Source organism: Okeania sp. SIO2C9 (assembly GCF_010672455.1).
Classification (GTDB): Bacteria; Cyanobacteriota; Cyanobacteriia; order Cyanobacteriales; family Microcoleaceae; genus Okeania.
This window is the reverse complement of sequence record NZ_JAAHGO010000096.1, coordinates 1-12,607: the sequence shown is the minus strand read 5'-3', so window position 1 is coordinate 12,607 and position 12,607 is coordinate 1. Positions and strand designations below refer to the sequence as shown.

The window sequence follows — 12,607 nt, the reverse complement described above, 5'->3', positions numbered from 1 at the left end:
TCTACAAGAGAGCATTCAAATCCATATCACCTAATGAAACACTCATCTGTATCCACCAACACTGGGTATATAAAAGTTAAAGGTGAATCATCCCCGTATAACGGCGACCTAATATACTGGAGTTCCCGAATGGGCAAAAACCCCCTGGTTTCAAAGAGAATGGCAACATTACTCAAAAGACAGAAGGGAATATGCCCATATTGTGGATTAAATTTTCAAGATGGAGATATTATCGAACTTGACCATATCATTCCTAAGTCACTAGGCGGAAAGGATGAGTATCAAAACTGGCAATTACTCCATCGGCATTGTCACGATAGTAAGACTTCCATGGATGGAAGTTGTGGCACAAAATCTGACTGTAATAGGGTCAAGCCCAAATCACCGTCTGATATTCCAAAGAATTATTATTGGATAGAAGATATGTTGGTGGTGACGTAGACTTGACAAGTCCCGTTTCATTGAGGAGCCGTATGATGCGAAAGTATCAAGTACGGTTTTGGAGAGCAGCGGTTCTCGTGAGGGAGTCGCTGACTTTAATTTATAATGGTGCCAAAAATATAGCTGCTTTGGGGTTGAGTGTAAACCAGCCTGGAGGTCCCTGGTTATCTTGTCAAGTAAGTAATCTTGATTTCGTGCCAAGACAGCCGACTATATGGGATATACTGGAGGGCTACGGAAAGCCCGCATCATAATCTCTGATTTGATGCCGGGTAGTTTACATAATGTAATAATAATCAGGAAATGGTTTTAAGTTGCAATTTGTTTAACAAAATATTGTAAGCTTGGCTGTGGTCGCAGACTAACAGCAATTATTTTTCGTCTGCACATAATTCAAAAACACCAAACGCAAATTAATAAAAAATACTCAATCTATTCATGGCTCAAGCAGAAGGAACACCAGATGTACCCGATATGGGACGTCGCCAATTTATGAATCTTCTTACCTTTGGCACTGTTACAGGGGTCGCTCTCGGAGCGCTCTATCCAGTAGTGAACTACTTTATTCCTCCATCCAGTGGTGGTACAGGTGGTGGGGTGACAGCCAAAGATGCCCTTGGTAACGATATTATTGTTAGTGACTTTGTGGCCAGTCACAATCCTGGAGAAAGAACTCTGGCACAAGGTCTCAAGGGAGACCCTACCTATGTAGTTATTGAAGAAGACCAAACTTTGGCTAACTATGGCTTAAATGCAGTTTGTACTCATTTAGGCTGTGTAGTCCCTTGGAATGGTAGTGAAAATAAATTTATCTGTCCCTGCCATGGTTCTCAGTACAACAGTACAGGGAAAGTAGTTAGGGGGCCAGCACCTTTGTCTTTGGCATTAGTCCACGCCAATGTTAGTGATGATAAACTGGTCTTTACTCAGTGGGAAGAAACAGACTTCCGGACCGGAGAAGACCCTTGGTGGACTTAAAGAAGCGGTCAGCACTCAGTAGAATCGTTTTTTTTGACCTTGAGAAGGGGGATTTTAACCCCGACTCAACCATCCAGCGTAATAGTTGCTGGGGATTTTTAACCCACAGCTAAGAGCTAAATGCTAAAAGCTGATAGCTAGTTAAGAGATTTTTGATTGGTAAGCAATCATTCATTAATGGATAATGGATAATTGATAATTTATAATTACCTCTGGTTAAAACCGTTCTTGATTGAACATAAGGAATATTATCTTTTTTTTCCCCTAATTAAAAGGGGAGGCTTTAAACCAGAATTATTTAATTATTAATTATTAATTATTCAGTAAATCCAAAATATTTGTAAGATTTTGAGAGAAGACAGAACAACTGATGTCAAAAGTAGACCGAGCGGCAATATTGGGTAGTATGACTAAGGCGATCGCCAAGATGATGGTAGTCGCGATCGCAACTATAGCTCTATTCCTAACCAATGATATAGTCCATCCCCAGGCTGCAAATGCCTATCCATTCTGGGCACAGGAAACTGCTCCAGCAACTCCTAGAGAAGCTACAGGCAGAATTGTTTGTGCTAATTGTCACCTTGGTGCTAAACCTACGGAAATAGAAGTACCTCAGTCTGTACTACCAGATACAGTATTTAAGGCTGTTGTAAATGTTCCTTATGATACTGAGGTTCAACAAGTCTTGGGTGATGGTAGTAAAGGTGGCTTAAATGTAGGTGCTGTATTGATGTTGCCTGAAGGCTTCAAAATTGCACCTGAAGACAGAATACCTGAAGAATGGGAAGAAGAGGTTTCTGGTCTCTACTTCCAACCCTACTCTGAAGACCAAGAAAACGTTATTTTAGTTGGACCAATACCTGGAGAGGAATATCAAGAGATTGTTTTCCCTGTTTTATCTCCAGATCCTGCTACTGATAAATCTATCCACTTTGGTAAGTATGCTATTCATGTAGGTGGAAACCGAGGTCGTGGTCAGGTTTATCCTGCTGGTAATAAGAGCAATAATACTGTTTACAACATCTCTGCTAGTGGTAAGATTACTGATATTACTTTTGAAGAGTATGTAGGTAATAATATTACTATTGAAACTACTGATGGTGAGACTGTTGTGGATACAGTGCCTCCAGGTCCAGAACTTTTAGTTGCTGTAGGAGATACTGTTGAAGCAGGTCAAGTTATTACAAATGACCCCAATGTCGGTGGTTTTGGTCAAACAGATATTGAAATTGTTCTGCAAGATGCAAATCGAGTTAAATGGTTGATGGCATTCTTTGCTCTGGTCATGCTAGCTCAGATTATGTTAGTTCTGAAGAAGAAACAAGTCGAGAAAGTTCAAGCTGCTGAAATGAATTTTTAGGTAGACTTAGTTATTTAGCTGAACAATTTTAATGGGGAGTAAAGCATTAGGAGTGAGGGATAAAACTTCATTTTTAAAGCTTTGCTCCTTATCATATTTGATAGATAGTAGTCATATCAAATCTCCTTAATTCGGTATAAAAAAATGTTCTATCTTCAGTAATTGCCAAATCTTTCTAGATATCTGCATCTCCCCATTTTCACCTCCTGGGAGCAGTAGGGGTGAGTCCCCACACTCTAAATTACATTATTTGTGTTCAGAAGTTGACCAGAAGGCTTTTTTGTCGAAAAATCTGTTCAATTTAGCCAATTATCCAGCACCAATATTTCTGTGAAAACAAAAAGAAACTAAGCTTTAATCAACCGTATCACAGGGTATCTAAAAGTGACGATTATCAAGCTTTGCTAACTTTAGTTAGCAAGGAAATAGGGCTAAAACTAGAGAAGCTGCAATGAGCGTGCCAACTAATTTTATAATTCTTTTATGGCAAGACTTTTAAGTCCTTAGCTAGAAAAGTATGCTACACCTTTCATCAACTATTTTTAATAAGTAGTGAAAGCTGAAATCGGGTAAATTCGTTATCTAGTTTGTGATTGTGCGACTCGTTGGCTAGTCAAAACTGCTGAAAAGCAGATATATCTAGCCTTCCGTGGTCAAGGAGGTAAATATATGACCACAAGAAAACTCTTATATCCTTGGTGGTGAAATTCCATCTGCCCTGTTGTTGGGTTGACAGCATAGACCACGGAGTAGCGACTGAACATCAATCTCCGAAGCTGGCCTAAAAGCGGGAAAATACCAGTTACCGAGGAACAATACCGCAAGCAAAGACTGACAAGTGGACGAACAGGAAGGTAATGAAACTCTCGTAAACTAGAACCATTCCAAAGGTAGCTATGGGATGTAGGACGAAAGTCAGGGGGTCTTTGGATAACCTTATAGTCATGAGATTATCAGCAACCATACCGAACCCTCCGGGAGATTTTACTCTACTAAATCAGTCGTAAAAAGGAGTAAGGGAACGAGGAAACCTCTCTTTGACACCTAAGAATATAGGTCGAAATCTTAGGAAGCCATTCAAGGTCAATCTACGCAAAAGACGTAGGTCAAAGGGAGAGTAGGATTGGGTAAGAAGCTCATTCGAGCAGACGTACCCACTTTTGAATGGTGCGACCTGAAAGGTCACTTGAACTGGAACACCATGTTCTCTAGGGATTTCCACCCCTAGCCCTCACAGAAAAGACTCTAGGAGTCCGGTCATGTAAAAAGTAAGTAATGAAATTGACAGAATGCAGACCCTGAAAGTAACCGAAGCTACAAGGGATTATGTGGCCAGGGGCGAGAGGGAAAGAGTAGAAAGGATGAACACAGCTAAGTTGTCGATTAAACTGCGTGATAGTGGAAACAGCCAAATTATCCCTGAAAGGCTTTAACCAAAAGGTAAGGGAGTAGGTCTAGATGCTCATTCATCATCTAAACGTGGGAACAAAACTCTCCCCGCAGAAAAGACAGCCATCCTCACTATCTCAAAGAAACTTCAAATGATACGACAGGGTAAACCCTACAGAGTCTCGTTCGGAAGGTCGAACCGATGAGTAAGTCCGAGGTAACAAAGACAGAACTCTCTGGAGGGCAGAAGATGAGAGAAAAAGCGAACGTCACCTTGTAATGGGGTGAATAGGGGTACCCAACGGGGAAGCCTAACGGCTACAAAATTTGCCCTTGACCGAAAGGAATAGCAGACTTCTCTTGGGTCTTATACGAAAAGAACACAGTACAAGTAGAAACCAAACGAGGATATAAGTTAGGTGTCAAGCACAAGTTTGATAAATGGAGTCAACGGACAATTAACGGACTGGTCACAGGTCAACTGGAAAAAAGCCCGGCAAATTGTTAGGAATTTACGTCACAGAATCTTTCGTGCCCGAAAACTTGGTCAATGGAAGCAACTCAGAAGGTTGCAGAAATTGTTAATCAAAAGCCGAGCCAACCTATTGCTTAGTGTAAGACAAATCACTCAGGTCAACACTGGAAAGCAAACAGCAGGAATTGATAAGGAGGTAATTAATACCCCTGCACAGCGAGTGAAACTTGTCAAGGAATGGGAAATGCCAAAAGCATCACCGACAAAACGGGTGTATATTCCTAAGTCCAATGGCAAGAAACGTCCCCTCGGAATCCCCACCGTCAGGGATAGAGTCGCACAAGCAATAGTCAAAAACGCACTAGAACCCGAATGGGAATCCCAATTTGAGGCCAACTCCTATGGCTTCCGACCGGGAAGAAGTTGCCATGATGCCATCGAAAGATGTTTCAATCGACTAAATAATGGCATCACAGGAAAACACAAATGGGTTCTAGACGCTGATATCAAAGGCTTCTTTAACAACATCGCCCATGAATCCATTCAAGAAGTGATTGGCTCGTTCCCCGGAAAGAAAACTAGGAAACCCTAGACCATTTTTAAGCGTGGCATGGGATATAGACGATAGACCGTCTCAAGTTAGTGTCAATCCGAATCTCAAATGGAAAGACATAGACTGGAAACGGGTTGAGAAGAATGTATTTAAGTTGCAAAAATTAATTTACAGAGCATCCAGCCGTGGCGAAATCCGCAAGATGCGCAAATATCAAAGACTTCTGACCAAAAGTTATTACGCAAGGTTGCTAGCTGTTAGGCGCGTGACTCAAGATAACCAAGGTAAGAAAACTGCGGGTGTAGATGGTATTAAAAATCTACCACCAATGCAGCGACTTAACCTGGTAGACTTATTAAACTCACGTCACCTCAAAGCAAGTCCGACCCGCAGAGTCTGGATACCAAAACCAGGGAAAGATGAAAAACGTCCGTTAGGCATCCCAACGATGTATGACAGAGCCTTACAAGCCCTGGTGAAGTTAGGTATGGAACCAGAGTGGGAGGCACGTTTTGAACCTAATAGCTATGGTTTTAGACCAGGACGGTCAACACATGATGCTATACAAGCCATCTTTGGAAGCATTAACCACAAGCCTAAATATGTATTGGATGCTGACATATCCAAATGTTTTGACCGAATTAACCATGATGCACTGTTGGGAAAAGTTGCTCAATCCCCTTACAGACGATTAATCAAACAATGGTTAAAGTCCGGGGTATTTGATAATAAACAATTCTCAAGCACTGCGGAAGGTACACCACAGGGAGGGGTCATATCACCCTTACTAGCAAACATCGCCTTACACGGTATGGAAGAAAGATTAACCGAATTTGCCAAAACTTTAGATATGAGAAACCATAAAGGTCATCAGATAAGTTGGCAAAGTAAGGTAAAAAGTCTTTCCCTAATACGCTATGCTGATGACTTTGTAATCCTGCACGAGGACATCGAAGTAGTGTTACAAGCAAAAACCGTAATACAGGAATGGTTAAGCCAGGTAGGGTTAGAACTAAAACCAGAAAAAACCAAAATTGCCCACACCTTAGAAGAATATGAAGGAAATAAACCTGGATTCGACTTCTTAGGTTTCACAATCGGACAATGGAAGGTTAAGCCAACTGAACAAGGATTTAAAACGCTGATTAAACCATCTTCCAAGAGCATAAACACTCATTATCGGAAATTGGCGGATATTTGTGATAAGAATAAAACCGCCCCGACTAAAGCTTTAATAGCTAAGTTAAACCCGGTAATAAGAGGATGGGCTAACTACTTCTCAACCGTAGTCAGTAAAAAGGTATTTAATAAGATAGATAACCTCCTATGGAAAAGATTATGGAGATGGGCAAGTAGAAGGCATTCAAATAAGCCTGCTAAATGGGTGAAAGAAAAGTATTACCCTCGCTGCAAAGAAACCCGAAATTGGGTACTTAATGACGGCGAATATATGCTTAACCTACACTCAGATGTACCTATTGTACGGCACATCAAGGTGAAAGGTAATAAATCCCCTTATGACGGTGATTGGACTTATTGGAGTAACAGAATCGGTAAATATCCAGGCGTAAGGAAAGAAGTCACAACGCTATTAAAACGGCAAAAGAATAAATGCGCATTTTGTGGACTAACTTTTAGACCATCTGACCTTATGGAAATTGACCATATAAAACCAAGGTCTGAAGGTGGTGACAACACATATAAAAACAAGCAACTGTTGCACCGACATTGCCACGATACTAAAACTGCTTTAGATAACAAACATATCCATGCACCAAAGTTACAGGCTTTACCTGAAGGTTATATGTGGGTAGACGATATGTTGGTACTGAGGTAGGGATGTACCCATGACAAGGGGCGTTTAGGAGAGGAGCCGTGATGAGGTGAAAGTCTCACGTCCGGTTCTGAAGACGAGTCGGGTAGGGTAACTTACCTGGCTTAGTTTAACACAGGTGAGTTGGCACGCTCATTACAGCTTCTCTAATTTTACGCCTATTAAGTGTCATTAGACTAAGAAAGACAAGTCAAAAGACATCGATGGACTACTATGCTTGTTCTCAGTTTGTATCACTGAAGTTTATTTAAATCTGACCATGCTCGAATTCTGCTCTTGAAATTAAGCCACTCTTCATAGATATCCTTGAAAATGTCTTCATCTTGATTAGCATAGAAATCCAATAGTTCTTTAGTTGTACTTCTAGCTTTTGTCAATATGTTAGTATCAAATCTTTTTAATTTAACACCTGTTTCCTCAATTTTTTTCAGTGCTAAACTATTTTTCAGATTATATTCAGTCAAAATACTCATGTAATTTTCGTGGCAAGCAACCTTAAAAATTTCTTGATAATGACTTGGCAAATCATCCCAGGCATTTATATTGACTTGCACATCAAATGTAGTGCTTGGTTCCCACCAACCAGGATAGTAATAGAAATTTGCAGCTCTATGAAGTCCTAACTCAAAATCATCATGTGGTGAAGTCCACTCAACAGCAAAAAAATCTCCTTCTTTGAGTTTTTCAATGGCTGTCTCCAAAGAAATTGAACCAAGCTGTTCGTGAGTTGTCATCCCGAAAGCTTTCTGACAAACATCAGCTCCTAATCCAGGAATACGGATGACTTTATTTCTAAGTTGTTCTATTGATATGATTTCTTCTTTGAACCATCCTCCCATCTGTCCTCCTGTTGCAGCTGCTGGAAATGGAATTATATTTAACTCTAATTTCTCCTTATAAATTGATTGTATAAAAGTGTATTTGTCATTGGGATTCTTTTTATAATTCAGCCAAGCTGTCTGCTCTTGGGGATTTAGACCAAAAGGAATAGCACATCCGAAAAACAGCGCTCTGTATTTAGGAGTGCTGTAGTAAATTCCACTAAAACCACACTGTATTTGACCGTTGCTTACTTTTGTTAGTATCTCCTCTGTTTCTCCAGTTCTTTTAAGTTTGATATTGAAGCGATTATTTGTCATTTTTCTGACAAGATCGCAAACCCTATCTGGTGCCTGAAAGAGAATAGTATTTCTTACGTTATCGCTTAAAAAGGTATGCATTTCCCAATCTATATTCGGCAAATCAGTGCTTACAGGAGGTTTAGTTTCACTTTTTGTTTTAGCTTGATCAGAAAATTTATTTAATAATACACCACCTGCAAAACCAGCTGTAGCAAAACCTCCATAAGTAAGAATCTTTCGACGTAAATCATTTTCTGGTTTTGCAGTTATTGTATTTGCTAGTCCCTTAAATTGACCTGCAACGTCCTCTATAGATGGAATATCTTGAACTGTTGGAAAACTCTTGGAAGTACTCAATAGTAATAAAGAAAGCTCTTCAGATGTTTCTTGCCCTATCTCACTGCCAATAGTTCTAGGTAATTTTCTAGCATAAACCCTAAGTTCTCCCCATTTATCGTTAGGTACTTTGCCATTTTTTAATTGTTCTACACTATCTCGAAGACAGTTTTCAATATCTAAAAAGTATTGTGTAATACGCTGACGTCTTTTTATTCTTACCTCATCTAAACGATGACTTACTTCTGATAATTTATTTACAACCTCAATTAATTCTTCAATCATTTTGAGTTATTAGTAATTTTTTTAATACCTAAACCAGCTATTTTAAATTTCTCAAAACCCAGGTGTTTACATTTGCTTTAGGAAAAATTTTTATGAGTAAATAATTTACAACATCATCCAAAGCAAAAATTAGGTATGAGAAGGGGTTAAAAAACTTAATGACAAATTTAAGGTATACATACATTACTACCCTATTCCACTACCCTATTCCGGAGTTGATCTAGAAACTTTTATATGTAGATTTCAACAATTAATAATGAATAATGAATAATGAATAATTACCTCTCCTTGAAAGAAGAGGATTGATAAAGAGATGAAAATTTTTCTTTATTATCCCCTTAAAAGGGGAAACTTTAAACCACAATTTTTCGGTAAATAGAAGGTGGGCGCAAAGAGGGGCAGCAACCGATTAAAACTAATGAAATTTTCATCGTAAATTTTTGAAAAATATTTTTTATATTTAATTCCTTCTATCAGCTAGTTCAGTGGATACTCTATTAACAACATTTTTCATAATTATCAACAAATTACCACAACAATTGCAAAATTATCTGTGAACCTCAAACATATTGAATTTCAAAAATATCTATCAAGATGTAGGGCTAAAACTAAGTTTTACGCCAAATAATCAGAAGATTAGACTCAGCTTGGAGTATTTATTTTGCGGCGTTGCACAGTGATGAATGATTTGATATTTTTGATTGAATTGGATTGTGGATTAATCAATTGCTATAATGATTAATATTAGGTTTTTTTTAGTCAAAATCTCAACCAATTTTTGGCAATATCATTCCATAATGTGCAACCCCTATTTTGCAGCTTTAAAAGTATGGCAAAAACAGCCAAATAAATTTTTAGGGAAACCAAAAATTCCCAAATATAAACATAAGTCAAAAGGTTGAAATATTCTGCCCTATATAGATGAATCAATTTATGTGCAAAGCATTCAAAAGAGGAATGTGTAGTTTTCCCTTTTTTACTCACTTTGCCCTGGCCAATGTCACAGACGATCGCGTCTATAGTAATATATTAATAATTAATATCAATTATTTCAAATCCAAATAAACGATCAATTTTCAAAACCTGAGCGCGCAATGCTATACATAATACATAGTTAATTCTCTTCAGTTTTCCTGTAATACAGATTAATACTACGCAACGAATGCTAATGTAGTATGTAAATATCTCAGTGCCCATTACTATATTTTCTCAGATATTAATAATTGGAATATAGTAGACTCACGACTTTAACCTTGCCAAATAAAAAATTAATAGTAAAATAACTCAATAAGTTATTATCTATTGACAAGCTAGACAAAGCAGTCAGTGCTGATAAACTATGAGTTTAATGGTTACTAACGGAGTAAATTCCATTAATAATCAAGAGGTATCAGCAAAAATTAAATGAAAATTATTTTTAATAACTTGGTAAAATATCAAATATAGTCCTAGTATTCAATGAAAAGAACTCTTAATAAAATTGTAAGATTTAGTCCTAGTATCCTCAGTCTCACCCTACTAATGGCTAATACAGCCCAGGCACTGCCTACCCCATCAGAAAATCAGAAATCACCCAAAAATTCTATTGGGGTATCCGACCTAGAATCAAAAAAACCTACTCAGGCATCACCCAAAAATTCCATTGGGGTATCCGACCTAGAATCAGAGACCTCTATTGAAGGGATAACTTCAGGAATTAAAGGGACATCAGACTTAGAAGTAGTAGACCCAATGGGCCAAGTAACATCTGTTTCCCAGTTATCAGATGTCCAACCCACAGATTGGGCATTTCAAGCCTTACAATCATTAGTAGAACGTTATGGTTGTATCGCAGGTTATCCCGACGGCACATTCAAAGGCAACCGTGCCATGACTCGTTACGAATTTGCAGCAGGTTTAAACGCTTGTTTAGATAGAATTACTGAATTAGTCGCAGCAGCAACCGCAGACTTAGTAACTCGCGACGACTTAGCCGTACTACAAAGATTGCAAGAAGAATTTGCCGTAGAATTAGCAGAATTGCGCGGTCGTGTAGATGCTTTAGAAGCACGCAGTGCAGAATTAGAAGCCAATCAATTTTCCACTACAACCAAACTAGATGGTGAAGTACTATTCTGGGTAACTGATACTTATGGAGAAAGAGCCCAAGCTCGGGGAGAAGCATCAGCTAATGACAAAACTGAAACCACCTTTTCTTATCGAGTACGTCTGAATTTTGAGACCAGCTTTACTGGAGAAGATTTACTATTTACCCGTCTACAAGCCACTGATATTCCAGACCTCAGCGGAGAAAACCTCACTAATACCTTAATGACTCTTGCAGGTATTGATGAAGGTGATGGTGATGATACAGTCATCATTGACTTATTCTTCTATAGTTTCCCTGTAGGCGATAAGGCTCAAGTTTTAGTTGGCCCTACTGGAGTAGACCTTGACGACGTTTCCACAGTTTTATCACCTATTCAAGATGAAGGCGATGGCACTATCTCCCGCTTTGGTAGACGTAACCCCACCAGTTTCCGAGGCCCTGCTGGTGCTGGTATTGGCATTCAATACGCATTTAATGATACCTTTTTACTCGAAGTTGGTTACTTAGCTGCGGAGCCTAGCGACCCCAATGAAGGTGCTGGTTTGTTTAATGGTGACTATAGTGCTTTGGGTCAGCTTATTATTGAGCCTAGCCCAAACTTGTCTTTTGGCCTAGGTTATGTTCGTAAGTATTGGGGTAAAGATTCTGTTGATGTGAGTGCAGCTACAGGTAGTTTCAAGGCTCAAGATCCTTTTGATGGTACTCCCACTACTGCTGATAACGTTGGGTTTCAAGCTAATTGGAGGGTAAATGACAAGATTGAAGTGGGCGGTTGGTTTGGCACCACCTGGGCTCGTCCGGAAAATGATAACGGTGATGATGATGACGTTACTATTATTAATGGAATGCTCTATGTTGCTTTTCCAGATTTGTTTAAGGAAGGTAACATGGGCGGTATTATGGTAGGGGTTCCTCCTATTGTTACCGATGGCGGTGATGATGATTCACTCAAGGATGATGATACTTCTATACATATAGAGGCAATTTATCGCTTCCAACTTAATGATAATATCTCTGTTACTCCTGGTTTATTTGTGATTACTAATCCGAATCACGATGATTTTAATGATACTATTTGGGTGACAACATTACGGACTACTTTTAGATTCTAACTAATATAGCAATCCTAAATGATTTGTCAAAAACCTCAGGATAGATAAAAATTCTGAAACTTTTCCCCCTATTCCCAGTTAAGGTGTTCCCTAAATTCAAAGATATTGTTACCCGCAACTGATATCATGTCCGGTAGTATCGTTAGTGTATAAAATTACTTCACAATTGGAGGAAACCCTTCTTCCTCCTTCTAACTTATGTTCTCTATCTCCCTTTCATCAAAGTCTAAGTATATAATCGGACATGATATGAAATAGGATTGCTATAGTAGATTCTTAAATTTTCAGATCATAAAATTAGGGGTATTTGGTAGTGCATCAGTAAAGTGTGGGAATGATAATATCAGGACTTACGCAAAGACACTATATATAGCGTATAATAAGTATAGTGATCGCTATAATCTGTTAAGCGATTGCTGACGCAAAGCTTCGCTAACTCCTCAAGACAAGTACCATGATCAGGACTTACACAAAGACACTATATATAGTGTCTTCTCTGTGTAGCGCTCGCACTAAATCTGTTAAGCGATTGCTGACGCAAAGCTCCGCTAACGCCTCAACACAAGTATCATTATGAAAACAAGAGTCAAAAAATACCTATCAAATAAAAACAGCTCTGAATTTGATTGTGGGT

General features: G+C 38.8%; 7 protein-coding genes. 6 read left to right on the top strand and 1 reads right to left on the bottom strand.

Annotation, left to right across the window (positions count from 1 at the left end):
• Positions 1-33 precede the first annotated feature (33 nt).
• The 5 genes from F6K23_RS42465 (at position 34) to ltrA (ending at position 7,033) form a co-directional block, all read left to right on the top strand.
• Positions 34-441, top strand: a complete 408-nt coding sequence (locus F6K23_RS42465; RefSeq protein ID WP_367267916.1) for an HNH endonuclease — start codon at positions 34-36, stop codon at positions 439-441.
• A gap of 438 nt (positions 442-879) precedes the next feature.
• Positions 880-1,419: a cytochrome b6-f complex iron-sulfur subunit gene (petC, locus tag F6K23_RS35545; protein WP_293165211.1), complete on the top strand. Its 540-nt coding sequence runs from the start codon at positions 880-882 to the stop codon at positions 1,417-1,419.
• Between the two features lie 370 nt (positions 1,420-1,789).
• A complete protein-coding gene (petA, locus tag F6K23_RS35540) occupies positions 1,790-2,779 on the top strand; it encodes a cytochrome f (protein WP_293165209.1) in 990 nt (329 codons plus the stop codon).
• 1,808 nt (positions 2,780-4,587) lie between these two features.
• Positions 4,588-5,235 carry a reverse transcriptase N-terminal domain-containing protein gene (locus tag F6K23_RS35535; protein WP_293165207.1) on the top strand — a complete coding sequence of 216 codons (648 nt, stop codon included), beginning with the start codon at positions 4,588-4,590 and terminating at the stop codon, positions 5,233-5,235.
• A complete protein-coding gene (gene ltrA / locus F6K23_RS35530; RefSeq protein ID WP_367267914.1) occupies positions 5,198-7,033 on the top strand; it encodes a group II intron reverse transcriptase/maturase in 1,836 nt (611 codons plus the stop codon). Before F6K23_RS35535 ends, ltrA begins: the two co-directional genes overlap by 38 nt.
• A 230-nt stretch (positions 7,034-7,263) precedes the next feature.
• Here ltrA and F6K23_RS35525 read toward each other — a convergent pair whose 3' ends face one another.
• On the bottom strand, positions 7,264-8,772 hold the full coding sequence (locus F6K23_RS35525) for a TRAP transporter substrate-binding protein (protein WP_293165205.1): 1,509 nt from the start codon (positions 8,770-8,772) through the stop codon (positions 7,264-7,266).
• Positions 8,773-10,230: 1,458 nt separating this feature from the next.
• Here F6K23_RS35525 and F6K23_RS35520 point away from each other — a divergent pair.
• The gene (locus F6K23_RS35520) at positions 10,231-11,973 is read left to right on the top strand and encodes an iron uptake porin (RefSeq protein ID WP_293165203.1); all 1,743 of its coding nucleotides are present in this window, start codon (positions 10,231-10,233) and stop codon (positions 11,971-11,973) included.
• Positions 11,974-12,607 lie beyond the last annotated feature (634 nt).